Here is a 24,025-nt window from a genome sequence, read left to right on the forward strand (position 1 = left end):
CACGGGCACCGGTGCCCGTGTGCTGCCTGCGAGCGCGTGCCGCGGCTACGTGAGACACTCAGTCCCATGCGTGAACTGGTCGTCCTGGGAACCGCCTCGCAGGTCCCCACCCGGACCCGAAACCACAACGGCTACCTGCTTCGATGGGACGGCGACGGGCTGCTCTTCGATCCCGGTGAAGGCACTCAGCGGCAGATGATCCACGCCGGCGTTTCAGCCAGCCAGATCACGCGGATCTGCCTCACGCATGTTCACGGGGACCACTGCTACGGGCTTCCGGGCGTGCTCTCACGAATGGTCCTCGACGGCGTGCAGCACCCGGTGGACCTGCACTTTCCAGCCGCCGGCGGAGATGTGGTCCGCGCCCTCGTGTCCCTCGCCTCCCCCGGCCTGGACCTGCGGCTGCATCCGCACTCCGGTCCGGGCCCGATCGCGCCCGGGCTGGAGGTGCGGCCCCTGCGGCATCGCATCGACACATTCGGCTACCGGCTGGTGGAGCCCGAGGGGCGAACACTCCTGCCCCATCAGCTCGCAGCGGCAGGGATCGCCGGGCCGGAGATCGCACGGCTGCAGCGTGAGGGGACAGTGCGCGGCGTGCGCCTGGAGGACGTGAGCGTTCCGCGCCCCGGCCAGAGCTTTGCCTTCGTCATGGATACCGCGGAATGCGACGGTGCACGGGAACTCGCCGACGGCGTGGACCTCCTCGTGGCGGAGTCCACCTTCAGCGACGACGACGCCGCGCTCGCCGCCCGGTATCTTCACCTCACCGCCGGGCAGGCAGGCGCGCTGGCCGCCACCGCCGGGGCCGGCACGCTCCTCCTTACGCATTTCTCGTCTCGCTACAGCGACGTCAGTGGGCTGGCGGAGCAAGCCCGTGCCCGTGCGGGCCTGGCAGCCGTCATCGCCGCACAGGATCTGGACAGAATCCCCTTGCCCAAACGGCAACGGGACTCCCGGCCGGCTGGCGAGTCTGCCGCCCCGAGGCAAACAGTGTCAGTAGACGAAGATGTCGATCCAGGCGCGGTTGTGTGCATGCAGCAGGACCAGGAACAGCACAAAGTCGAACAGCAGGTGTACGGCCACGATGTAGGACAGTGACTTCGTCCGGGTGAAGATGAACGCCTGGAGCATGGCGAAAGGAAAGATAAACACCGGCGCCCACGCGTGGAAACCCAGTTCCCAAAGGAACGATGTGAACAGGACGGCCTGCAGCACGTTGGCTTGCGCAAGCGGCAGGTGCCGGCGCAGGAGCGCAAAGACGGTGCAGATAAAGAACAGCTCGTCCCAGATGCCCAGCGCGTTGGTGCCCAGGAAGAGGCGGAAGATTCCTTCGGGGTCCGATACCGCTGGCCAGTTGCTGTATACCCCGGTATTGACCATGTACGCCGGGAGCAGGGCGTATCCCATCAGCACGACGGCGGCGAGGTACCATTTTTCCGCTCGCGTCCATGGGTGCCCGGTCAGCACGGGAAACCTGACAGCGTGCTCCTTGAAGACCCATCGCGACACCGCGTAAGGAACTCCCACCGCGATGATCATCGCCGTGCCCATGACCACCATGTGCCCGGTGCTGATATCAGTGGTGATCGGAACCAGGCTGATGGCTACGAGCCCGAGAGCGATCAGGGCGAGGTCCCGGAGGAGGGCACGGTCAATGAAGCCCGCCAGTACCAGGGCCAGCGCCAGCAGCCCGTACCCCGGGAGTTTCTGTTCCAGGACGTAGAGGACGAAGCCGGAGAGCGACACAAGGGCCGAGGGAATCAGCTTCAGCGATAGGCCGTTGCGGACGCTGGTTCCGGCCGCGGGCGCACGGTTAGACATATTTGCCGATGCCTCCGCCGACGCAGAAGCCGGTCATGGCCATGCGCCCGGCGTCGACGAAGTCCTGCGAGGCCAGGAAGTCGAACGCTGTCGCGAAATCCGCCACGTGGCGCTGCACTCCCGCCCGGGTCAGCGCCCTGGCGGCAGCGGAGCCAGAGGGCGTGCCGGTGCCGGTTGGCGTTGCGGGCGGCATGGCACCGGCACGGTAGTCGTCAAAGAACCCCTCGATCAGGTATCTCTCAGACTTGCCGAGCTGCACTGTCATGGCGGGCCTCCTGCCGTTTGCCACATATACTCCCCTGCCGCCCGTCGCGGGGCAAGGGCTCGAAGTCAGTCATTACGCGCGCTCAGCGCCCTGCCTAGAACGGGTTGAGCAGCCGGTCCACGAACTGCCGGGTGCGTTCCTCCCGGGGGTCGCGCAGAACGGTGTCCGGATGGCCGCGTTCGACGACGACGCCGCCGTCCATGAAGATGACCTCGTCGGCCACCTGCCGGGCGAACGCCAGCTCATGGGTGACCACCACCATGGTCCAGCCTTCATCCGCCAACTCCTTGATAACGGTCAGGACATCCCCAACGAGCTCCGGGTCCAGGGCCGACGTCGGCTCGTCAAAAAGAAGGAGCTGCGGCCGCAGGGCCAGGGCACGCACAATGCCCACGCGCTGCTGCTGGCCGCCCGAGAGCTCAAAGGGGTAGCTCTTCTCCTTTTCTGTGAGGCCTACGCGGGCCAGCAGGTCCCTGGCCTCGGCGATCGCTTCGGCTTTAGGGCGCTTTTGCACCTGGACAGGGCCTTCGATGATGTTCTCCAGCACCGTTTTGTGTGGGAAGAGGTTGTAGTGCTGAAATACCATGGCGCTGCGGTCCCTGAGCGCGGCCAGCTGTTTCTTTGACACCGGGGCGGAAAAATCGACGGCGAGCTGGCCCACAAAGTCCACCACGCCGTCGTCGGGGATTTCGAGTCCGTTCAGGCACCGCAGGACGGTCGTCTTGCCGGATCCCGACGGCCCGATCAGGGCGACGACTTCGCCCCGGCGGACGTCCATGTCCACGGATCTCAGCACCTCATGGCTGCCGAATGCCTTGCGCAGCCCGCGCACAGAAAGCAGCGCCCCGGTGCCGGGTGGTCCGGGTTCAGTGGGCGACGGCTCAGTGGATGACGGTTCAGTGGGCGACATAGCGGTCCAATCTCTTCTCCAGAACGGACTGGCCGCCGGCGAGGACCAGGCAAATGATCCAGTAGATGACCGCTGCCTCCAGGTACAGCAGCATGAATTCCTGGCTGAACGCCGCCACCTGCTGCGCCTGGCGGAACAGCTCGGTGACGAGGATCAGGGATGCCAGCGACGTGTCCTTGACCAGGCTGATGAACGTGTTGGACAGGGGCGGGACCGACACCCTCGCGGCCTGCGGCAGGATGATCCGCACCAGCGACTGGCGGCGGGACATGCCGATCGTATGGCCCGCCTCCCACTGTCCCTTGGGAACGGAAAGGATGGCCGCCCGGATGACCTCCGCGGCGTAGCCGCCCACGTTCAGGGAGAACGCGATTATGGCACTGGGCCAGGGGCTGATCGTGACGCCGACCGAGGGAAGTCCGTAGAAGATGACGAACAGCTGGACCAGGAGGGGTGTGCCGCGGATAACCGAGATATACATGCGAGCCGCGGCTGATAACACTGGATTCCGGCTCAACCGCATGAGCGCGACGAGCAGGGCAAGGAGGAGGCCGAGGCCGAAGGACGCCAGTGCCAGCGGAATGGTTCCGGTGATGGCGCCGATGAGGATAGGCCCCAGCGAGTTCCAGACGAGGTCCCAATTGATGTTCATGCTCTGATGCTGCGTTCGCCGCCGGCTTCCACGTGGCTACTTCGAAACGTCCGCGTCAAAGTACTTCTGCGAAATTTTGGTAAGGGTGCCGTCGGTCTCCAGTTCGCTGAGGGCCTTGTTCACGGCCTCCGTCAGGCTTGTTGATCCCTTGCGGAAGGCGAGGGCGCTGAGCGACTTGTCCGTGGTCTCGGCTGCGATCTTGATGTCGCTGTCCTTCGCGGTCTTTTGGTAGTCCAGATAGGTGAGTTTGTCGTTGATGGTGGCATCGACGCGTCCCTGTTTGAGCAGAGTGACCGCTTGTGCCCAGCCTTCCACGGCCTCAACGTTGGCACCGCTCTGCTGCGCGAGCTTGTACCAGTTGCTGGTCAGCGATTGCGCAGTGGTCTTGCCCTTGAGGCTGTCGAAGGAGCTAATGCTGCCGTCATCGGCCTTGGTGACAATAACGCCGGTGCTCACCGTGTACGGCTCGGAGAATTCGTATTTTGCTTTGCGTTCGTCGGTGATCGAAACCTGGTTGGCTACGACGTCGAACCTTTTGGCCTCCAGGCCGGCGAAGATGGCGTCGAACTGGGTTTCCTGGAAGGACGGCTTCACACCGAGCTTCCCGGCGACGGCGGTGATGATCTCGACGTCGTAACCGGTCAGTTCGCCGCTGCCCTCAGCGTGGAAGGAAAAGGGTTTGTAGGTGCCTTCCGTGCCGATCTTGAGCTCGCCGGCGCTCTTGACGTCGCTCAGGGAGGAGTCCGCGCCGCCTGTCGGCGCCGAGCCGGACGGGGTGGTGGACCCGGACCCGCAGCCGGCCAAGGCAAGGGCTGCGGCTGCAAAGAGGCCGAGAGCGGAAAGGCGTGTGCGCTTCATGGTGAACCTTCGTCCTGTAGCCGGAAGGGCTCGCCAGCTGTACCGCAGGCCGGCAGTCCACTTCCGACGATAGCAAGATCTGCTTTTGGGGAGAACAGTTGCACCGTAGGCTCATGCCATGTCGCCCGATCGCTACCTCGCCGAGCTTGCCGGTTTCCTGGACAGTCTCACGTCACTCGCCCGCCAGCCCGACGACGTGCTGTCCCGTTCCGTTCCGGCGTGCCCCGGCTGGACACTCGACCAGCTGTTCGGGCACCTCGGTTCCATCGAACGCTGGGCTGCGGCGGTGGTTCGTGGCGGGAACTACGTTGAGGAGCCGGCTCCCCCGGCCGCGGGAGCCGCCGCGTGGTTCATCGAGGGCACCGCGCCGTTCCTCGAGGCGATGGCGTCCGTCGAACCCGGGGCAGCGTGCTGGAACTTTGGACCGCCGCCGCGCACGGCGGGCTTCTGGCTTCGACGACAGGCGCACGAGCATGCCATCCACCTCATCGACGCCAGCCAGGCGTCCGGAGTGGCAGCGCCGGTTCCCGGCGCGGAATTCATGCTCGACGGCGTCGATGAGGTCCTGGCGATGTTCACTCCGCGACAGTTGCGGCTGAAGCGGATGCAGCCGCCTGAGCAGGCCGTCGCCTTCCACGTGTCCGGTTTCGACGTGCCCGGCTTCGAGGCGCCCGGGGCGGCCAGCTGGACCGTCGGCAGCGGCCCCGCGGCGGCGTCTGTCACCGCCCCGCTAACGGACATGTACCTCGGCTTGTGGGGCCGGTCCAATATCAAGGACACGGCCATCATCGACGGCGACGCCGCGCTGGCACTTCGCGTCCTCCGGGGCCCGCTCACACCATGAGCGGGGTGACCTCCCTGGCCCACCGCCCGCCGTCGTCGGTTCAGTGCTGGGAACACAGCCTCAAATACCCCATGGGGTATACTGATGTGACTATCCACTGATACTGAGGGAGCCACCAGATGTGCCGTGCAGTGACATGTAAGAAATGCGGTAAGACAACCTGGGCGGGCTGCGGCCAGCACGTCGACCAGGTGATGCGCGGGGTCCCTGGCTCCGATCGCTGCCGCGGGCACGAGCACGAAAACCCGGCCGGGACGGGCTTTTTCGCCAAGCTGTTCGGACGCTAGCTCCGCAGGCCCGAAGTCCTACGACAATCACCGCCCCTGAACCGGCCCCGGACCCCCGTGGGATCAAACGACGGATCGAAGCAACCATGAGCAGCGAACAACCCATCACGGCCTCCGGAAGGTCCAACCCGGGTCCTGGCCCTGCAGCCCGCGATGTACAGCCAGTACACGTCGTGCATCAGGGCGGAGACCGCTTCGACATCAATGTCCGCGGGCACGTCATCCGGACCGACCAGCCAACCAGCGACGGAGGGGAGGACACCGGTCCCACGCCGACAGAGCTGTTCATTGCGAGCCTCGCAGGCTGTGTCGCGTTCTACGCCCGCCGTTACCTGGACCGGCACGGACTTCCCACCGAAGGCCTGGCCGTGGACGCGGACTTCCAGATGGGCTCGCGTCCTGCACGCGTCGCCCGGATCGAGGTGCGGCTCACTATCCCCGCCGACGTGCCCGCCGAGCGACGTGAGCCGCTGCTTGCCGTCGCCTCGCATTGCACCGTTCACAACTCGCTGACGGTGACCCCTGAGATCTCGGTGGCCTTCGCCGGCACCGGTGAGCGCCTGACGATGACCGGGTAGCGCCCTCCCCCATGAAAGCAGTTCAGGCCCGTGCCGCACTTCCGCTGACAGCGGCGCTCCTACTGGTGGGGTGCGCTTCCGGCGGCGGAGGTCCCGGAGCATCCACCGCTACGGGGTCCGCGGCGGCAGCCATCACTATTAAGGACTTGTGGGCGAGGTGGCTCATGGAAAGCAGGACCGAGCCGATTTCCGGTCCGGGGCGCAACGGGCCACCCTGTGCAATGCTCCGGGCCAGGGGCATACTGAGGTATGGATGACGCCGACGACTTTCTAGCCTGGGTTAGATCCGCGCTGTACCGGGCGGAAATGGCCCTCCACGACGGCGACGCCGCCCCGCGCCGGGCGCTCTGGTCACGGAATGAGCCGGTGAGCATCCTTGGCGCGTGGCGGAATGCGTATGGGCAGCAGGAGATCGACGAGGCCTTCGCTGTCCTCGAGAGGGCTTTCTCCAACTGCACGTCCTACAGTTTCGAACTGCAGGCCTATGACGTGGTCGGCGCCATGGCCTACACCGCGGGCCTGGAACATATTTCAACCTCCGTGGACGGTCAGCCGCGCAGCTACACCCTGCGCGCCACCCAGGTCTACCGCCGAGAAAACGGAGAATGGAAGGTGGCGCACCGCCACGCCGACACCGTGGCCGAGTGAGGGCGACGTAGACGCAAGGGGTGAACACGGGGTGGTAAGACGACTATGACCGAAGCAACGAGGTTTAGCGGACCGCACTGGCGCCGGGTGATGGCCGCCCTCGGCAACGATGACGCACGGACGGCTTACGCTCAAGTAGTGCTCGGGGCCAAGCTCCCCGAAGCGATCGCTGATTTGAACGAACGGCGGCGGAGCCGGGCCATCACGGCCCTGCTCGAGTCCGGGCTCGTCGAACCCAACGCTGCCGGCGAACTCGAGGCGTCCGGGGCGATCTTCCGCCGCCTCCTCACGCAACAATCCCGGCGACAGCCGCAGACCGGACACGCCCGCTTTATGCGCTTGGGCAGGATCGAGCGGTATCCGGCCAACAAGGCGGAGCGACGGGAGCTCCTGGCATGAATTGTCACCGATGCCATCGAGCTCGGCCAAGACCTGTCGGAAAGACAGGTCAATGAACGGCTTCTCAGTTATACGGACGACGTCGTGATGCTGCGCCGCTACCTGGTTGACTTCGGGCTGCTGGAACGGACCCCTTCAGGCTCCTCCTATTACCGGCCGAAGAAGACTTAGTTCCCTGTGCGGAAAGGGCCGATGGCAGTTCCGGCGACGGCGTCAATAATGTCAGCGCCCTCTGCGATGCTTAGGCAATGGACAGCAGAACAGCTTGGAGTGCGGACATCAGGGAGGCCCTGGCGGCCGTCTCTGCCTCCACTGCTGCCTTGGAGTCCCTCGTCGAAAGCGGCCCAGACGGGGCCGGTTCACCCTGCACCGATCCCCTTCCGGACACCGATCCGCTTCAGCGCCTGGCGGATGATTGCCTGGAAGGTCTCGCTGAAATAGCCCGACAGGAAGCCCGGACCGCCGCGCTGAAGGTGAGGATGACCGCAGAATATGTGCGGGCAACCCGGGCCTTGGCCTCACCGGCTGCTTCCCCGCGCGAACGCACCACCCAACAGATGGCGCTGGTGGCCGAGGTCGCCTGCGTCCTGACCATCAGCGAACGTTCCGCCGGAGCCCTCCTGCACGAATGCCGGACGCTGACCACGGCGCTGCCGCTGACCCTGACAGCGCTTCAAGCCGGGACGATCTCCTGGCAGCATGCCCGGATCATCGTCGACGAAACCACCAGCCTGAATCCTGACGGTGCAGCCGCACTGGAAGCGCACTTCCTGGACACCGACGCGCCAAACCCCGCCCGCGGCTGTCCGGCCGGGGACCTCGTGCCTCCCCGGTTCCGGGCCAAGGCACGCCTCCTGGCGGGAACGCCACCACCCGGTCAGCATCGAAAAACGCTTCGCCAGCAGCGCCGCCGAACGGCGGGTCGAGTACCTCCCGGACCGGGACCGCATGGCATGGCTTTCGGCCTACCTCCCGGCCCAGATTGCAGCGGGCATTTGGGAACGGACCACCGCCGCCGCCCGCTCCATGCAAGCCCCGGACGAGGTCAGGACCCTCACCCAGCTCCGCGCCGACGTCGCCGCTAGCTGGCTCCTCACCAACGGCACCGGCACCCCCGGCGGGACGGTCGACCGCGGGGCCGGATTGGGTGGAGACGTCCCGTATCCGAGGGCCCAAGTCCTCATCACTGTTCCGGTCTTGTCACTACTGGGCGCGCTACGGACGAACCAGCCATGCTGGACGGGTACGGCCCGATCCCGCCGTCCATGGCCCGCCGGCTGATCGCCGACGGCGCCGATTCCTTCCACCGCGTCCTGACGGACCCCCGCGACGGGGCGCCCTTGGAAATCGGACGGACCAGCTACCGGCTCACGAAGGCGCAGCGTCAGTGGCTCCGCCTCCGCGACGGCAAATGCCCCTTCCCCGGCTGCAACAACCACTCCCTCGACAATGAAGCAGACCACCTCTTGGCCTGGGCAGACGGCGGCACCACCGGCATCTCCAACCTGGGCCAGCCGTGCCCAAAACACCACAAACTCAAACACAGCTCCGGCTGGACACCCACCGGAGCCAGCACAGACCACCCGCCGGGCTGGACCTCACCGTCAGGCCGGCACTACCCCAGCGAACACCAGGACTGGGAACCACCCCGCTGGCCGGACCACATCCTGACCCACGAAGAGACCAGCCGGGATCCCGACCTCAATATGCCCGCGGACCCCTTCCCGCAATGGCACTTAGTCACGGCCGCGGACGAATTCCAGGCCGCAGACATGGACGGTCCGGGCTGGCCGCCGCCCTTGGACGACTTCCTCCCCGAGGCGTTCGTGCCCCAACGCGTCTGATCGGCTGCTGTCGCCATGCCGGTGCCCTTGCTCTCCTGGGCTGCAGCGCGTATGAGAGATGCATGGCTTCGAAACGAGACGTCCTCCGCGGACGTGTTGCGGTCGTAACTGGCTCGACACGCGGCCTGGGGTTTGCCATGGCCCGGCTCCTGGGGCACCAGGGCGCTGCGGTGGTGCTGGCGTCCAGGTCGGACGTCGATGTCGCGGCCGCCGTCGAGGCCCTGCACGCGGAAGGGATCGCAGCCTCTGGACGTTCCTGCGACACCGGTGAGCTGGCAGACGTCGAAGCCCTGCGCGACGAGGCCCTGCGCCGCGGGAGGCTCGACATTTGGGTCAACAATGCCGGAGTCTCCGGTGTCTTCGGGCCCACGGCGTCCACGCCGGTGGACGACTTCACCCGAGTGGTGCGCACGAACATCCTTGGCACGTTCCACGGGTCGAGGGTTGCGCTGCCAGTCTTCCTCGGCCAGGGCCGGGGCGACCTTGTCAACGTTTACGGCCAAGGCGACCAGGGGCCGGTGGCGCTACAGAACGCATATGCGTCAAGCAGCGTTGGGTCCGCCAGTTCACCGAGACGTTGCGGCTGGAGACCAGGGGCACCGGCGTCCGGGTGCATGGCATGAACCCGGGCCTGGTGGTGACGGACTTGCTGGGGCACGTCACGTCCCAGCCGGGGTATGAGCATCGACTGGGCGGGCTGCAGGTCGTCGTCGGACTGTGGGGGCAGACCCCTGATGACGCCGCGCGTCCCCTCCTGGACCTCGTAACCTCGGATGCGGCCGAGTTCCGGTATCTGACCAAGACGACCATGGTTTCGCGAGGACTGCGAAATTTGATCGCCGGACGCCTCCGCCGCACCAACCGCATGCCTCTGGAGGTCACCGTCCTCGACACGGAGCCCAAGGGCTGACCGGGGCGGGATTTCCTTGTGTCACTTGTACAGGACGGTTCATCCCGGCGGGGGCGTGAACTGGCTGGCAGTGAACTCCGCTCCCTGGGGGTCGCGGATCAGTGCCGTGCGCGTCCACGCGGTGTCGTTTTGGCGAAGGACCTGGGCGCCGAGTCGCTGAGCCTCAGACACCGTCCGGTCCCGGTCGGCGACGGTGAACGAGACGTGCCAGTGGGGCGCTTCATCGGGGGCCGTGGCAGCGACCCAGGCGATCGCGTCCTCGAAACCGGGCGGGGCTGCCAGCCCGGACTGCCTCGCCCTGATGCCCGGATCCGCTGTCGCCTCAAGGTGGTCGCCATAACCTGGCCTGCGGATCATCTTCGCGAAGCGAAGGTCGTCGACCTGCCAACCGAACGCATCCTCGTAGAACGCAATGGCCGCGCCGGGGTCGGCAGTGTGGAGGTCGCTAAAATTCCAGGACGCCGGCAGGTTGACCACTTGTGCCCCTAAGCGTCGTCTGGCCTGCCAGATGCGGAACTCGGCACCCTCAGGGTCGGCCAACACCGCACTTCGGCCGCCTTCGCCCGCATCGGCAGGCGCCGATCGCACCGCGGCACCGGCAGCAACCAGCCGCTGCACTGCGGCATCCGCGTCCTCGACGGCTATGTAGGTGCTCCACACCGCGGCACCGCCCTGGGTGCCGGCAACCCCACCGACGTCCTGGCCGTCGAGCTTTGCTATCAGGTAGCGGCCCGGCGCTCCAGGCGGCATGACGTCCTCGAATGTCCAGCCGAAGAGTCCGGAGTAGAACTCTGCGGCTGCCTCGACGTCAGGCTGCTCGGTATCGATCCAACATGGGACGCCCTGCGGGTAGGTCCGTTCAGTCATGTCTGGTTCCAGTCCATCATCGCCGCAGGCCTGGTTCGGCCCCTCAATCGTGCTTCCTCGCAGGGCTGCGCATTCCGCTGGAGGCGACTCCTACCCCTGCCAGGAAAATCAGGACAGTGAGGTAGACCGGACCGAGGTGCCCAAGCGTGGCCAGACCCCACGGGTAATGTGCGGGGAGGGCCACTGCGAGTGCGACGGTGGGGACCATGACGGCTGTGGCGAAGGCCCACCGTTCTCCTCGGCGCACCCCGTACCAGGACAGGCCTGCTATGGCCAGCCCGGCCGCAGCGATGAAGCCGCCGAGCGCAATGTGCAGATGGCTGATGTAGTGGTGCAGCTGCGGGCTGAACGCCTCGACCTCCGCCATCCCCTTGTCCACTTGGTCGGGGCCGATACCCAGCTCGAGGAAGGCGCCCGAAAACTTCAGTCCCAGGAAGACTAGGGCGTACGCAACGAAGGCCAGCCCGGCAAGCGCCATGAGAGCGGCTCCCGTCCGGAGGCGGGCCGGGTTCCCCGGGATGGTTTGGCTGGCAGGCATGGCCACCACGCCCTCTCTTATCCATGTAGATACTCGATAAGAGCCCCCGGATCGCGGGCCTGTCAAGAGAGACTAGGAATGCACTCCTCGACACACCGTGGTGTGCGAGCGATCCCGCAAGAAAGCCGCGCCACAGGATGCGGCGCGGCTTTCAAGGGAGGTCGGCTGAACCTCGAAGAAGAAGAACTAGAAGTCCCAGTCCTCGTCCTCAGTGTTGACAGCCTTACCAATTACGTAAGACGAACCCGAGCCCGAGAAGAAGTCGTGGTTCTCGTCGGCGTTCGGGGACAGGGCCGAAAGGATGGCCGGGTTCACGTCGGTGACGGACGCCGGGAACATGGCTTCGTAGCCCAGGTTCATCAGCGCCTTGTTGGCGTTGTAGTGCAGGAACTTCTTGACGTCCTCGGCCAGGCCGACGGAGTCGTAGAGGTCGTGCGTGTACTGGACTTCGTTTTCGTACAGCTCGAAGAGCAGTTCGAAGGTGTAGTCCTTGATTTCCTGGCGCTTTTCCTCGGAGACCTTCTCCAGGCCCTTCTGGAACTTGTAGCCGATGTAGTAGCCGTGCACGGCCTCATCGCGGATGATCAGGCGGATCAAGTCTGCCGTGTTCGTCAGCTTGGCCCGTGAGGACCAGTACATCGGCAGGTAGAAGCCCGAGTAGAACAGGAAGCTCTCCAGCAGCGTGGAAGCCACCTTGCGCTTCAGGGGATCATCGCCCTGGTAGTAGTCCATGACGATCTGCGCCTTCTTCTGAAGGTTCGCGTTCTCGGTGGACCAGCGGAACGCCTCGTCGATCTCCTTGGTGGAGGCCAGCGTGGAGAAGATGGACGAGTAGCTCTTGGCGTGCACGGACTCCATGAAGGCAATGTTCGTGTACACGGCCTCCTCGTGCGGGGTGATCGCGTCCGGGATCAGCGAGACGGCGCCGACGGTGCCCTGGATGGTGTCCAGCAGGGTCAGGCCGGTGAACACACGCATGGTGAGCTGCTGCTCGTCCGGCGTCAGCGTCGCCCACGACTGGACGTCGTTGGACAGCGGCACCTTCTCCGGCAGCCAGAAGTTGTTGACCAGGCGGTTCCAGACATCCACGTCCTTGTCGTCCTGGATGCGGTTCCAGTTGATGGCCTCGACGTGGCTAAGCAGCTTGACCTTCTCGGTCATGTCATCCCCTAAACGTTGGGTGGTTTCTCTAAGTTAAAGCGTACGACGGCGGGCGGGCGCCCGCCGTCGTACTCAAGCTATGGTCTCGACAGGCTCGACCACCGGGGTTACAGCATGCAGCTGACGCAGCCCTCCACCTCGGTCCCTTCCAGCGCGAGCTGGCGGAGACGGATGTAGTAGATGGTCTTGATGCCCTTCTTCCAGGCGTAGATCTGGGCCTTGTTGATGTCGCGCGTGGTGGCGGTGTCCTTGAAGAACAGCGTCAGGGACAGGCCCTGGTCCACGTGCTGCGTGGCAGCGGCGTAGGTGTCGATGACCTTCTCGTAGCCGATCTCGTACGCGTCCTGGTAGTACTCCAGGTTGTCGTTCGTCAGGTACGGCGCCGGGTAGTACACGCGGCCCAGCTTGCCTTCCTTGCGGATTTCGATCTTGGACGCCACCGGGTGGATCGAGGAGGTGGAGTTGTTGATGTAGCTGATCGAGCCCGTCGGCGGAACGGCCTGCAGGTTCTGGTTGTAGATGCCGTGCTCCATGACGGAAGCCTTCAGCTCGCGCCAGTCATCCTGGGTGGGGATGTGGATGTTCTTGAACAGCTCCGCGACCTTCTCGGTCTGCGGCACCCACTCCTGGTCCGTGTACTTGTCGAAGAACTCGCCCGAGGCGTACTTGGACTTCTCGAAGCCGCCGAAGGTCTGGCCGGTCTGGATGGCCAGTTTATTGGAGGCGCGGACCGCGTGGTACACCACCGAGTAGAAGTAGATGTTGGTGAAGTCCAGGCCCTCTTCGGAACCGTAGTGGACCCGCTCCCGTGCCAGGTAGCCGTGCAGGTTCATCTGGCCCAGGCCGATGGCGTGGCTCTGGTCGTTGCCGCGGGCGATGGACGGCACCGAGGTGATGTTGGACATGTCAGAAACAGCCGAGAGCGAGCGGATGGCCGTCTCGATGGTCAGGCCGAAGTCCGGCGAATCCATGGTCTTCGCGATGTTCAGCGAGCCCAGGTTGCAGGAGATGTCCTTGCCGGTCTGGTCGTAGGACAGGTCATCGTGGTACGTGGTGGGCTGCGAAACCTGGAGGATCTCGGAGCACAGGTTGGACATGATGATCTTGCCGTCGATCGGGTTCTCGCGGTTAACGGTGTCCTCGAACATGATGTACGGGTAGCCGGATTCGAACTGGATCTCGGCTAGCGTCTGGAAGAACTCGCGCGCCTTGATCTTGGTCTTCTTGATCCGGGAATCGTCCACCATCTCGTAGTACTTCTCGGTGACCGAGACGTCGGAGAACGGCATGCCGTAGACGCGTTCGACGTCGTACGGGGAGAACAGGTACATGTCCTCGTCGCGCTTGGCCAGCTCGAAGGTGATGTCCGGTATCACGACGCCGAGTGAGAGGGTCTTGATGCGGATCTTCTCGTCCGCGTTTTCCCGCTTGGTGTCCAGGAACCGGTAGATGTCCGGGTGGTGGGCGTGCAGGTAGACCGCGCCGGCGCCCTGGCGGGCACCGAGCTGGTTGGCGTAGGAGAAGCTGTCCTCGAGGAGCTTCATCACGGGGATGACGCCCGAGGACTGGTTTTCGATCTGCTTGATCGGGGCGCCGACTTCGCGGATGTTGGTCAGCGCGAACGCCACGCCGCCGCCGCGCTTGGACAGCTGCAGGGCGGAGTTGATGGAACGGCCGATCGACTCCATGTTGTCTTCGATGCGGAGCAGGAAGCAGGAGACCAGCTCGCCGCGCTGCTTCTTGCCGGCGTTCAGGAACGTGGGGGTGGCCGGCTGGAAGCGGCCTTCGATGATTTCGTCCACCATCTGCAGGGCAAGCTGCTCGTCGCCGCGGGCCAGGTGCAGGGCAACCATGCAGACGCGGTCCTCGTAGCGCTCCAGGAAGCGCTTGCCGTCAAACGTTTTCAGTGTGTAGGACGTGTAGAACTTGAAGGCGCCCAGGAAGGTCTCGAAACGGAACTTCTTCTTGTACGCACGGTTGAAGAGCTCGCGGATGAAGTTCATCGTGTACTGGTCGAGGGTCTCGCGCTCGTAGTACTGGTTCTTCACCAGGTAGTCGAGCTTCTCTTCCAGGTCGTGGAAGAACACGGTGTTGTTGTTCACGTGCTGCAGGAAGTACTGGTGCGCGGCCTCGCGGTCCGCCTCGAACTGGATCTCCCCGTTCGGCCCGTACAGGTTCAGCATGGCGTTCAGTTCGTGGTAGCCCAGCCCCTTGTAGGCGGCGGGCAGCGCGGACTTCTCTGCGGTCTTTTCGACGGCGGCCCCCGCGCGGGGACCTTGACCCTCAGGCATGGTTACTTCTGTGTCTGCGACAGTAGTGTCCAAAACTTGTCCAATCCTTGGTTTACCAGGCGGACGTCTTCAGGCGTCCCCATGAGTTCGAAGCGGTAGAGGTGCGGTATCTGGCATTTGAAGGCGATGATGTCGCCCGCCATGCAGTAGTTGTCCCCGAAATTCGTGTTTCCTGCGCCGATCACCCCGCGGATCAGGGCCCTGTTCTGCGGGTTGTTGAGGAACCGGATCACCTGTTTCGGCACTGAGCCCTCGCCGCCGGTTCCTCCGTAGGTGGGAACCACCAGGACGAAAGGCTCGGAGGCTACGAGTTCAGCTTCACGCTGATGCAGGGGGATCCGGGCTGCATCCCGGCCGAGCTTCTCAACGAAGCGCCGGGTGTTCTCGGAAGCCGAGGAAAAGTAGATGAGGTGACTGGATGTCCGGTTCATGGGCGTCGTATTCACAGCATCTGCTGCGAGCGGCGCATCGGCAAGTGCCGGCGCTGCCATGGGAGTCACCTCATCTACCTAAAGTTCTTTGCCGGAAGCGGCGGGCTGAGCCTAGGCCACTGAGGCGGCTGCGCTCAGCGCCAACTCCTCGATCTTGTCCGGGCGGAAGCCTGACCAGTGATCCTGGTCCGTGACCACGACGGGGGCCTGCATGTAGCCGAGGGCCTTCAGGCGCTCGAGGGCATCCGCGTCCTGGGAGATGTCGACGCTCTGGTAGGTGATGCCCTTCTTGTCCAGCGCGCGGTATGTTGCGTTGCACTGAACACAGGCCGGCTTCGTGTAAACCGTAACGGTCATGGTTCCTGTCCCCTTTGTTGAAGTCACTGCTTTTGAAGTCTCTGGATCATCGCTGCGGTAGACACTGCCCGGATCTGAAACCCCTGCTCGATGCCGGTCCTGCGTCCCGCTCAATCTGTATGTCGATACTACATGTAGTGCACGGCCCCGATATGGACCCCAAGATGATGTATTACAAGTATGTCATTTAATGCACCGTTAATCCACAGGGCAGGGGTTGAAAAATGTCCGTGTTTCAGCTGTTTTCACGGACGAAATCCACACCCTGTGGAGGAGTTAGCCACAACTAATCCCCCCGCGTGTCGCGTGGTAGACGGCGTGTCGCCACTGTGCCGAAGGCGTGTCGGAGGGCACACAAAGGGGGTCCTGAAACATTTTCAGGACCCCCGATGTGACGAACGGAACGGCGTAGCGGCGAGAGCCGACTTGCCAGACGGTGGCGGGCTCAGCCGTGCGGAGCCGGCCGGCTGCAGAGAATCTGTTCCACGCCCATCCTGCCTTCAGCGAAGCTGCGCAGGGCACCGACGAGATAGAGCCGCCAGACGCGCACTATCTCCTCCCCCATCATGTCGACGGCAGCCTCCTGGTTCGCCTCGAAATTGGCGTACCAGGCCTCAAGGGTGCGCACGTAGTCCGTACGCATCGCCTCCACGGCCTGGACCTCAAGGCCGGCGTCCTCCAGGAAGCCCAGGGTCTCGCCGACCGGGCGCATATGCATGTCCGGTGCGATGAAGGATTCGATGAACGGCCCTCCCCCGGGGTGCTTTCCCCGCCGGGACATCTGCTGGATCAGCACCCTCCCGCCGGGAACGACGTTATTGAACAGTGCCGCCGCATACACCGGGTAGTTGCGCTGCCCCACGTGTTCGCCCATCTCCAAGGAGGCGACGGCGTCGAACGGCCCGTCCGGGATCTCGCGGTAGTCCTGGACCCGGATGTCCACTCGGTCTTCCAGGCCGCGTTCGCGGATCCGAGCGTCGATGAAGGCCTTCTGTTCGGTGGACAGGGTGACACCCACGACGTGGGCACCGTAGTGCTGTGCTGCGTGCAGGCTCAGCGACCCCCAGCCGCAGCCGACGTCGAGCAGGCGCATGCCGGCCTTGAGCCCGATCTTCCGGCAGACGAGGTCCAGCTTGTCCCGCTGGGCGTCCTCCAGCCCGTAGTTCTCGGAGGAGTCTGTCCAGTACGCGCTGGAGTAGGCCATCTGGGGATCCAGGATGAGGCCGTAGAACTCGTTGCTGAGGTCGTAGTGGTGACTGATGGCCGCCCGGTCACGGAGGATGCTGTGGAGCCTTCCCTTCACCCGGGCCTGGCTGGCCGGCGGTTGCGGCGGAGTCCCGACGGCGCCTGCCGCCCGTGCGATCCTGCCCACGCCTGCGAGGACGGCCGGTGTGGGCCGGATCCCGGAGAGTCCGCGTTCCCGGACTACCTTCCACAGGTGCTCCAGGGCCAAGTTCAGGTCGCCGTCGACGTCCAGTTCACCGGTGACGTACGCCTGGGCGGCCCCGAGCTCCCCCGGCGCCCACAGCAGCCGGCGGATGGCACCGGGCGCCTTCAGCCGCACCACCGGAGCGTCGGCCGGGCCTGCTTCGCTGCCGTCCCACACCTTGAGCCGGACGGGCAGTTCACCGCCGACCACCGGGCGCAGGACCTCGGCGATGGTGTCCGCGAGCGGCGCCGTCATATTGCGGCTCCGCCGGCCGCACGCTTGGATGCTGCGTGGTCCAGGACAATCTGCTGGACGTCCAGGTATCCGGTCTCAAAGCCTGCCCTGGAATAGCAGAGGTAGAACAGCCACATCCGCTGGAAGATCGCGTCGAACCCCATGGCCGCTACCTCGTCGGCGCGGGACATGAAACGTTCCTCCCAGAGGCGCAGCGTCTGCGCGTAGTGCTCGCCCATGGCGAGGCGTTCGCGGACCCGGAGCCCGGTTTGCTTCTCGGTGATTTCCTCGATGGCCCGGACGGAGGGAATGACGCCGCCGGGGAAGATGTACTTGTGCACCCAGGTGTAGCTCGTCCGGGTGGCGATCAGCCGGTCGTGCGCGATGGTGATGGCCTGGATGGCCACCTTCCCGCCGGGGGCGAGGACGCGCTCGATCGTCTGGAAGTAGGTGGCCCAGTATTCGTAGCCGACGGCCTCGATCATTTCCACCGAGACGACGGCGTCGTACTCGCCTTCCACCGCCCGGTAGTCCTTGAGCTCAATCGTGACGGCGTCGGCGTAGCCGGCCTCGGCCACGCGCTGGCGGGCGAGTTCCTGCTGTTCGCTGGAGAGCGTGACCGAATACACCGTGGCGCCGCGGGCAGCTGCACGCAGCGCGAGTTCGCCCCAGCCCGTGCCGATTTCCAGTACGCGCGTTCCCTCGCCGACGCCGGCCTTATCCAGCAGCCGGTCGATCTTCGCCTGCTGCGCGGCGGCGAAACCGTCCCAGGCGACCGTCCGCAGGGCATCGCCCCGCTCCGGGAACAGTGCACTGGAGTAGGTCATGGTGCTGTCCAGGAACGAGGAAAACAGTTCGTTGGAGAGGTCATAGTGCCGGGAGATGTTGGAGCGGGTGTTCTGTTCGGTGTTTCGTTCCCTGCGCGGCTGGCGCGGCAGGTAGAGAGCGCGCAGTTTCTGCAAGGGCTCGGGCACGAGGGTTCCGACGCGGGCTGCGAAGACTTCCATGACAGCGGTGAGATCGTCGGCGTCCCAGTCGCCGGCCATGTAGGACTCCCCGAGTCCGATCAGCCCGCCGTCGCCCAGCCGGGCGGCGAAGGCATCCGGCCGGTTCAGGGTCATGACCGGGTACGGATTGCCGGGTGCCGGATCGTATGCCGCTTTACCGAGGACGGTGCCGTCCGGGTACCGGACTTCCAGCGGAAGCGTTCGGACGGCGGCTCTGAAGATGCCGTCCGCAATCCGGCCGGCCACCCGTGCCTTGAGGCTGTCCGGCGTGGTGGCGATGCTGGGCCAGATGGCGGCGTCGATAGTGACGGGCGGCTGTGGAACCGAGTAGGGAACCCGGCCTGCGTGGCCTTCGCCCTGTCCGCGCCCCGCTGCGGATCCGGTAGCTTCGGTGATGGTCACTGTACTGCCTCCTGTGAAGGGTGTTGTGGTCGTTTGATGATGGGCAGCCGACGTGCCCAAAGTTTGATGCCCTGCCAGCGGATCTGCGCGGACACCCGGAGCGGCGCCAGCGGAACCGCGAGCGCGGCGGAGAGGATGTTCGGCACCGATGCCTCGCGGCGTTCGCCGTCAACTGTTGCCACGAAGGGCTTCTGGCCTTCGCGCTCCAGCACGATGGATACTGCGAGCCGCTCCCCCGGTTCCGGAAGTTTCATCCGGTACTGGCCTTCGACGTCGTTGAACGGGGAAACGTAGAACGCTTTGGGAACGCTGGCCCTGCCGGAATGGTCCGTTTCAAGCAGGTAGCAGTGCCGTTCACCATAGGTGTTGTGGACCTCCGCAACCACGCAACGCAGGCCGCCGGAGGCGTCGTGGCACCAGAAGAGGCTGAGCGGGTTGAACACGTGGCCGAACACACGGGCGCTGGCCAGCATGGTGATCCGGCCGCCGTCGAGTTCGATTCCCCGGGTCCGCAGGAACCGTTCGACATTGCCCCGGAGCGACCCGGCCGGGTCGCCAAGATGATCCGCAACGCGGAAGCCGGCCAGCGGCCGGAGCGGCCACGGAAGAGACGGAAGCCTGTCGACGTCGACATACCAGCTGTAGCTGCGGTAGGTAAACGCATTGTGCAGGGGTGTTCGCCGCACATGGGCTATGGACGTACGGTAGATGGCTGCCCGTTGCATCAGGCGACCTCCGCGGCGACGCTCTCCAGGCCGGGATCGGACACCGGCTGCTCCTCCCAGTTCCGGCCAAGCCGGGCAGCCGCTTTGACGCCGGAGAGGGCCCCGTCCTCGTGGAAGCCCCAGCCGTGGTAGGCGCCGGCGAAGGCCAGGCGTTCGTCCCCCAGGGTCAGGATCTGTTGCTGTGCCCGGAGCGAATCGGGCGTGTACTGCGGGTGCTCGTAGACCATCCGGTCCAGCACCGTCCCGTCGGCGATGAGTTCGGACTCACCGAGGCTCACGATGTAGCGTCCGCCGTCGGCAGGTTCGAGTCGCTGCAGGCGCGTCATGTCGTAGCTGACCAGCACTTTGTCAGGACGTGCGTCGCAGGACGGCAGCCGGTAGTTCCAGGACGCCTGTGCGTTTGCGATGCGCGGCAGGACGGCTTCGTCGCGGTGGAACAGTGTCTGGTTCACCGAGTAGGGCATGCCGGCGAGTGCCTCGCGCTCGGCTGATGAGGCATCGGCGAGCATGCCCAGCGCCTGGGCCGGGTGGGTGGCAATCACGACGGCGTCGAAGTTTTCCGTGCCCTGCGCGGTAGTCAGCTCGACGCCGTCGCCGTGGCGCCGCACCGAGGCGACCGGGCTGGACAGCCGGATGTCCGTCAGCGCCGCGGCCAGCTTGTCCACGTAGGTGCGGGAACCTCCCTTGACCGTCCGCCACTGGGGTGAGCCTGACACTCCGAGCAACCCGTGGTGGGCGAGGAAAGTGAACAGGTAGCGGGCCGGGTACGCCAGCGCCGTGGCGGGGTCGCAGGACCAGACGGCACTCACCACGGGGGTCATAAAGTGCGAGATGAAATAGCTGCTGAACTTCTCCCGGGCTAGGAAATCCCCCAGCGTCAGTTCCGGCTCCCCGGTGCCGGACGCACCGCGGGACGCCCCGGCAAGCAAGGCACGGGCACGGCGGTGGAAGCGCGTCACCTCCAGCAGCATCAGCAGGTACCGGCCGCGCAGCAGGGTGGACGGCCGGGGAATGATGCCGCGCCCCTTGGCGCGGGCGCCGGCATATTCGAGGCCGCAGCCGTCGCAGCGTACCGACATGCTCATTTCGGAGTCCTGGGTCTCCACGCCGAGTTCCGCGAAGAGCCGCAGGAGTGTGGGGTAGGTACGTTCGTTGTGGACGATGAAACCCGTGTCCACGCCGAGGTCCGGGCCGCCCTCCTGCCCCACGTCGTGGGTGTGGGCATGCCCGCCCAGCCGGGAGTCCGCCTCGAATAGCGTCACGTTGTCCCGCTGGTTCAGGACATAGGCCGCGGTCAGTCCTGCCACGCCGCTGCCAATGACGGCCACCCGCCGGCCGTCCGGAATGCTTGCTGCTTGCGACACTGATCTGCTCCTGTTGGCTTCGCCTGAATCGTTGTGATGAATCGTCTTATGGACAATTCGTCACCGATGGGCTCCCGGATGACTACGAATTCCCGCCGGGCACCTTGACGCGATTCTGCCCCATGGACCCGGCCAGCCTGACGCGACATTCCGGGGCTGCGGGGCGATGTGCCACAATGAAGCGGGATTTCCGAGGCGAAGGGCAACCCATTGATCAACCCCGTTCATCTGCGGACCCTCGTCGAGGTCACCCGCCTTGGCTCATTCGCGGCAGCCGCCAACCGGCTGGGCTACACCGCTTCCGCTGTTTCCCAGCAGATGTCTGCCCTGGAACGGGACACCGGCGTGGATCTCTTCCAGCGTTCGGCCAGGAGCATCCAGCCCACCGAAGCCGCCCTGGTGATGACCCGGCACGCCGCTAAGGTCCTGACCGACATTGAGGCCCTCATGGCGGCCGCCTCCCGGACGCACGACGCCACCCATCAGGAGCTCAGGCTGGGAATTTTTCCCAGCCTGGCAACATACGTCCTGCCGCGGATCCTGCAGAACCCGAAGTGGAAGGACCTGGGCATCGACCTCAGGGTGTCCGTGGCTGAGCCGTCCCAGACCATACAGGGGCTGCGCACTGGCGGCGAACTCGATGTGGCCCTGGTCTACCAGGTGGGCCAGTCCGGCCTCGCGTGGCCCCACACCGTGAACCGGCAATGGATCGGCGACGACGAATTCCGTGTGGTACTGCCGGCAGCCTGGGGTTTCCGCGCCGAAGCCAAGGTGGCGGCGGACCATCTGTCCGACATGCCGTGGATCGTCCATCACCCGGGCACCAGCGACGCGACGGTCATTGAACGGCTGTTCGCCAGCTGCAACCTGCACCCCCGCGTGGTGGCCTATAGCGACGACTTCCATGCCAGCCTCGAAATGGCCGCCGCTGGACTGGGAGCCGCGCTGGTCCCTGAGCTTGCCCTGCGGCACCGGCCTGCCGGTGTGGTGGTCCTGGACGTTCCGGAGATCCGGCTGGCCCGGAATGTCTTCGCCCTGCTGATCAACGACAAGCGGACGGCGCGGGTGCAGCTCTTCGTCGAACTCCTGGCCGACACCCTGCACGGCATGGGAACAGCCCGCTAGGCCTTGCGGTCCCCGGGACGGCCGGCTTTCGGGCGGCCCGGCACCCGCCCGGCCAATGACAGCAGGGCGGTGACCACCCTGTCTTTCGCCGTCCCGTAAGGCGGATAGGCCAGCCCGAGGGTGTCCGGCCACAGCGGCTTGTCCATGCCTGCCCGTTCGTGCGAGAACGTCCGCACGGAATGTTCACCGTGGTATGCCCCCATGCCGCTGCCGCCCACCCCGCCGAACGGGAGGCCCGGAACCGTGAGGTGTGCCGCCGGTGCTCCGTAGGCCAGCGCGCCTGACGACGTTTCCGCCGCGAAGGCGCTGCGCACGGCGTCCTCTTCGCTGAAGACATACACGGCCAGCGGCTTGGAGCCGGAATTGATCATGCGGATGGCTTCGTCCCGCCCGGATACCGGCACCAGCGGCAGCAGCGGACCGAAGATTTCCTCGCCCAGGACTGCATCGCCGGGGGCGGGGCGCAACAGCGTCGGTGCAAAATACCTGCTGCCGGGGTCCCGCTGCCCTCCGTGCACCACGGTGCTGCCGTCCGCCAGTTCGGCGATCCTTTCAAAGTGCCGGTCATCCACGATCCGGCCATAGGAAGCGCTGGACGCCGGGTCCTTTCCGAACATGGCGGTGATGGCGTCCACAAGCAGCGGTTCCAGCGCGTCCAGAACCTCGGGGGCGGCCAGCACATAGTCAGGTGCAACGCACGTTTGCCCCGCGTTCATGAACCGGCCCCAGGCAAGGCGTCCGGCGGTGGTCTCGAGGTCGGCGGTCCCGTCCACGAAGGCCGGGCACCTTCCACCCAGTTCCAGGGTCACCGGCGTCAGGTGTTCGGCTGCCGCCCGCATGACCACCCGGGCCGCGTCCTGGCCGCCGGTGAAGAAGATGTGGTCGAAGCGCTCAGCCAGGAGTGCCTTGGTTGCCGGGATGCCTCCGGGCACCACCTCGGCGGCACCGCCCAGGTACTCAGGCAACCAGCGGACCAGGGCGGCTGAGGTGGCGGGGGCGTGCTCGCTCGGCTTGACGACCACGGTGTTGCCGGCCGCCAGGGCGCCGGCCATCGGCGCCAGCGTCAGCTGGACCGGGTAGTTCCAGGTGCCGATCACCAGCACCACACCGAGCGGAGTCAGCTCGGTCCAGGCCCGGGCCGGCTGCATGGCAAGCGGAACGTCCACCCGGCGGCGCCGAAGCCAGCCCGCGAGATGCCGTTCCAGATGGGCCGTTTCCGCGGCCACAAAACCGATTTCGGTCATCTGTGATTCACTCCGGTGCTTGCCCAGGTCGCTGAGCAGTGCGCCGGCAAAATCCTCACGGCGTTCCGTCAGCATCCTGCGCAGATTGCCCAGTTGCTCCAGCCGCCAGTCCAGGGGGCGGCTCACCCCGCTGTCGAAAAGCTCGCGGGATCGGGCGACGGCGGCGGCGGGAGTGTGCATCCGATCAATGTACCCGTGGCGGGACGCGGGACGGGCTGCAGCCGGGGATAAAGCGCCAGATAAAAATCACCGATGCTGGAATGGACTGCCCGAGAGGGCTATGTTGAAGATATGAACAAGGTAGCGAGCCGGCACTTTGGTGAAATCGAGCTCAACCACGGCCGGGACCACAACATCGCAGCGAAGCATGAACTGGGCGGCCAGCCGGTAGAGCTGGACCTGAACATCAATGCCCACGACCACTTCGACGAGGCGGCCATGCACAAGGTTGACTACCGGCTGCGGTACCTGCCCGAGCTCGTGGACCAGGTCCGGGACATGATCGCCGATGAACTGGAGCAGGAGGGCACCAGCCCCCAGGAGTACCGGCACTTCCACTGCAACGCCATCAAGGACGAGCACCTCAAGAAGGTGTTCGGCGTGGAGGACAAGAGCCAGCTGACCAATGCCGTGTTCCTGAAGGCACTGAAACTTGGCCACGTGGGCATCTACCCCGGCCAGCCCGAACGCTACTTCGTCCTGGATTTCACCCTGGGCGAGCACTTCACCGACGAAGTCCTGGTAGCGTCCGCCGACGAAGACGGCGTCGTGGACGACGAAATCCTCTGGGAGTCGTGAGGGGCCGGTGATCCGGCCCGTCGGGATCCAGGTTTC

The 24,025-nt window shown here is 65.4% G+C and carries 26 protein-coding genes and 1 pseudogene; 11 read left to right on the forward strand and 16 right to left on the reverse strand.

Features of this window, described 5'->3' with window-relative positions:
- Nucleotides 1-66: 66 nt before the first annotated feature.
- The gene (locus ARTH_RS11840) at nt 67-1,098 is read left to right on the forward strand and encodes a ribonuclease Z (protein ID WP_011692184.1); all 1,032 of its coding nucleotides are present in this window, start codon (nt 67-69) and stop codon (nt 1,096-1,098) included.
- Here ARTH_RS11840 and ARTH_RS11845 read toward each other — a convergent pair.
- From ARTH_RS11845 to ARTH_RS11865, 5 genes are all read right to left on the reverse strand, one after another.
- Nucleotides 994-1,821 (reverse strand): CPBP family intramembrane glutamic endopeptidase, encoded by an 828-nt coding sequence (locus ARTH_RS11845; RefSeq protein WP_011692185.1) that lies wholly within the window; start codon nt 1,819-1,821, stop codon nt 994-996. The genes ARTH_RS11840 and ARTH_RS11845 overlap by 105 nt on opposite strands.
- The gene (locus tag ARTH_RS11850) at nt 1,814-2,086 is read right to left on the reverse strand and encodes a hypothetical protein (RefSeq protein WP_011692186.1); all 273 of its coding nucleotides are present in this window, start codon (nt 2,084-2,086) and stop codon (nt 1,814-1,816) included. The genes ARTH_RS11845 and ARTH_RS11850 overlap by 8 nt, the downstream gene beginning before the upstream one ends.
- Nucleotides 2,087-2,180: 94 nt before the next feature.
- A complete protein-coding gene (locus tag ARTH_RS11855; protein WP_043429819.1) occupies nt 2,181-2,996 on the reverse strand; it encodes an amino acid ABC transporter ATP-binding protein in 816 nt (271 codons plus the stop codon).
- The gene (locus ARTH_RS11860) at nt 2,983-3,648 is read right to left on the reverse strand and encodes an amino acid ABC transporter permease (protein ID WP_011692188.1); all 666 of its coding nucleotides are present in this window, start codon (nt 3,646-3,648) and stop codon (nt 2,983-2,985) included. The genes ARTH_RS11855 and ARTH_RS11860 overlap by 14 nt, the downstream gene beginning before the upstream one ends.
- Before the next feature lie 36 nt (nt 3,649-3,684).
- On the reverse strand, nt 3,685-4,506 hold the full coding sequence (locus tag ARTH_RS11865; RefSeq protein ID WP_011692189.1) for an amino acid ABC transporter substrate-binding protein: 822 nt from the start codon (nt 4,504-4,506) through the stop codon (nt 3,685-3,687).
- A 118-nt stretch (nt 4,507-4,624) separates the two neighbouring features.
- Between ARTH_RS11865 and ARTH_RS11870 the strand changes: the two genes are divergently transcribed.
- The 8 genes and pseudogenes from ARTH_RS11870 to ARTH_RS24095 all read left to right on the forward strand — a co-directional run bounded on the left by ARTH_RS11870 (nt 4,625) and on the right by ARTH_RS24095 (nt 10,016).
- Nucleotides 4,625-5,350 (forward strand): maleylpyruvate isomerase family mycothiol-dependent enzyme, encoded by a 726-nt coding sequence (locus ARTH_RS11870; protein ID WP_011692190.1) that lies wholly within the window; start codon nt 4,625-4,627, stop codon nt 5,348-5,350.
- A gap of 373 nt (nt 5,351-5,723) precedes the next feature.
- The gene (locus ARTH_RS11875) at nt 5,724-6,215 is read left to right on the forward strand and encodes an OsmC family protein (RefSeq protein WP_011692192.1); all 492 of its coding nucleotides are present in this window, start codon (nt 5,724-5,726) and stop codon (nt 6,213-6,215) included.
- A 249-nt stretch (nt 6,216-6,464) separates the two neighbouring features.
- On the forward strand, nt 6,465-6,863 hold the full coding sequence (locus ARTH_RS11880) for a YybH family protein (protein WP_011692193.1): 399 nt from the start codon (nt 6,465-6,467) through the stop codon (nt 6,861-6,863).
- Between the two features lie 45 nt (nt 6,864-6,908).
- Complete coding sequence (locus ARTH_RS11885) at nt 6,909-7,262, forward strand: hypothetical protein (protein ID WP_011692194.1); 354 nt, start codon at nt 6,909-6,911, stop codon at nt 7,260-7,262.
- Between the two features lie 15 nt (nt 7,263-7,277).
- Nucleotides 7,278-7,433 carry a DUF2087 domain-containing protein gene (locus tag ARTH_RS24260; RefSeq protein WP_269534825.1) on the forward strand — a complete coding sequence of 52 codons (156 nt, stop codon included), beginning with the start codon at nt 7,278-7,280 and terminating at the stop codon, nt 7,431-7,433.
- A 77-nt stretch (nt 7,434-7,510) separates the two neighbouring features.
- Nucleotides 7,511-9,106, forward strand: a pseudogene (locus ARTH_RS11890) (DUF222 domain-containing protein).
- A 62-nt stretch (nt 9,107-9,168) separates the two neighbouring features.
- Nucleotides 9,169-9,729 (forward strand): SDR family NAD(P)-dependent oxidoreductase, encoded by a 561-nt coding sequence (locus tag ARTH_RS11895; RefSeq protein WP_011692195.1) that lies wholly within the window; start codon nt 9,169-9,171, stop codon nt 9,727-9,729.
- Nucleotides 9,726-10,016, forward strand: coding sequence for a hypothetical protein (locus ARTH_RS24095; protein WP_198011508.1), 291 nt, complete (start codon nt 9,726-9,728; stop codon nt 10,014-10,016). The genes ARTH_RS11895 and ARTH_RS24095 overlap by 4 nt, the downstream gene beginning before the upstream one ends.
- Nucleotides 10,017-10,055: 39 nt before the next feature.
- Here ARTH_RS24095 and ARTH_RS11900 read toward each other — a convergent pair whose 3' ends face one another.
- From ARTH_RS11900 to ARTH_RS11945, 10 genes are all read right to left on the reverse strand, one after another.
- A complete protein-coding gene (locus ARTH_RS11900) occupies nt 10,056-10,883 on the reverse strand; it encodes a VOC family protein (RefSeq protein WP_011692196.1) in 828 nt (275 codons plus the stop codon).
- A gap of 43 nt (nt 10,884-10,926) precedes the next feature.
- On the reverse strand, nt 10,927-11,421 hold the full coding sequence (locus tag ARTH_RS11905) for a hypothetical protein (protein WP_011692197.1): 495 nt from the start codon (nt 11,419-11,421) through the stop codon (nt 10,927-10,929).
- Between the two features lie 186 nt (nt 11,422-11,607).
- Nucleotides 11,608-12,582 carry a class 1b ribonucleoside-diphosphate reductase subunit beta gene (gene nrdF, locus ARTH_RS11910; protein WP_011692198.1) on the reverse strand — a complete coding sequence of 325 codons (975 nt, stop codon included), beginning with the start codon at nt 12,580-12,582 and terminating at the stop codon, nt 11,608-11,610.
- 107 nt (nt 12,583-12,689) lie between these two features.
- Complete coding sequence (nrdE, locus tag ARTH_RS11915) at nt 12,690-14,873, reverse strand: class 1b ribonucleoside-diphosphate reductase subunit alpha (protein ID WP_011692199.1); 2,184 nt, start codon at nt 14,871-14,873, stop codon at nt 12,690-12,692.
- Nucleotides 14,874-14,875: 2 nt separating this feature from the next.
- A complete protein-coding gene (nrdI, locus tag ARTH_RS11920; protein ID WP_011692200.1) occupies nt 14,876-15,364 on the reverse strand; it encodes a class Ib ribonucleoside-diphosphate reductase assembly flavoprotein NrdI in 489 nt (162 codons plus the stop codon).
- A gap of 51 nt (nt 15,365-15,415) precedes the next feature.
- The gene (gene nrdH, locus ARTH_RS11925) at nt 15,416-15,661 is read right to left on the reverse strand and encodes a glutaredoxin-like protein NrdH (RefSeq protein WP_011692201.1); all 246 of its coding nucleotides are present in this window, start codon (nt 15,659-15,661) and stop codon (nt 15,416-15,418) included.
- A gap of 445 nt (nt 15,662-16,106) precedes the next feature.
- Complete coding sequence (locus ARTH_RS11930) at nt 16,107-17,345, reverse strand: SAM-dependent methyltransferase (protein ID WP_011692202.1); 1,239 nt, start codon at nt 17,343-17,345, stop codon at nt 16,107-16,109.
- A complete protein-coding gene (locus ARTH_RS11935; protein ID WP_011692203.1) occupies nt 17,342-18,733 on the reverse strand; it encodes a class I SAM-dependent methyltransferase in 1,392 nt (463 codons plus the stop codon). Before ARTH_RS11935 ends, ARTH_RS11930 begins: the two co-directional genes overlap by 4 nt.
- Nucleotides 18,730-19,458 (reverse strand): DUF1365 domain-containing protein, encoded by a 729-nt coding sequence (locus ARTH_RS11940; protein ID WP_011692204.1) that lies wholly within the window; start codon nt 19,456-19,458, stop codon nt 18,730-18,732. The genes ARTH_RS11935 and ARTH_RS11940 overlap by 4 nt, the downstream gene beginning before the upstream one ends.
- Nucleotides 19,458-20,822 (reverse strand): NAD(P)/FAD-dependent oxidoreductase, encoded by a 1,365-nt coding sequence (locus tag ARTH_RS11945; RefSeq protein ID WP_011692205.1) that lies wholly within the window; start codon nt 20,820-20,822, stop codon nt 19,458-19,460. Before ARTH_RS11945 ends, ARTH_RS11940 begins: the two co-directional genes overlap by 1 nt.
- 210 nt (nt 20,823-21,032) lie before the next feature.
- On the opposite strand from ARTH_RS11945, the gene ARTH_RS11950 reads away from it, so the two are divergent.
- Nucleotides 21,033-21,947, forward strand: coding sequence for a LysR family transcriptional regulator (locus ARTH_RS11950; protein ID WP_011692206.1), 915 nt, complete (start codon nt 21,033-21,035; stop codon nt 21,945-21,947).
- On the opposite strand, the gene ARTH_RS11955 is transcribed toward ARTH_RS11950, so the two are convergent.
- Complete coding sequence (locus ARTH_RS11955; protein ID WP_011692207.1) at nt 21,944-23,371, reverse strand: aldehyde dehydrogenase family protein; 1,428 nt, start codon at nt 23,369-23,371, stop codon at nt 21,944-21,946. The two genes, ARTH_RS11950 and ARTH_RS11955, sit on opposite strands and share 4 nt — an antisense overlap.
- Nucleotides 23,372-23,482: 111 nt before the next feature.
- On the opposite strand from ARTH_RS11955, the gene ARTH_RS11960 reads away from it, so the two are divergent.
- Nucleotides 23,483-23,989 (forward strand): DUF2004 domain-containing protein, encoded by a 507-nt coding sequence (locus ARTH_RS11960; protein ID WP_043429821.1) that lies wholly within the window; start codon nt 23,483-23,485, stop codon nt 23,987-23,989.
- The last annotated feature ends 36 nt before the right edge of the window (nt 23,990-24,025 follow it).

This window comes from Arthrobacter sp. FB24, from assembly GCF_000196235.1.
In the GTDB taxonomy this organism is placed as follows: domain Bacteria; phylum Actinomycetota; class Actinomycetes; order Actinomycetales; family Micrococcaceae; genus Arthrobacter.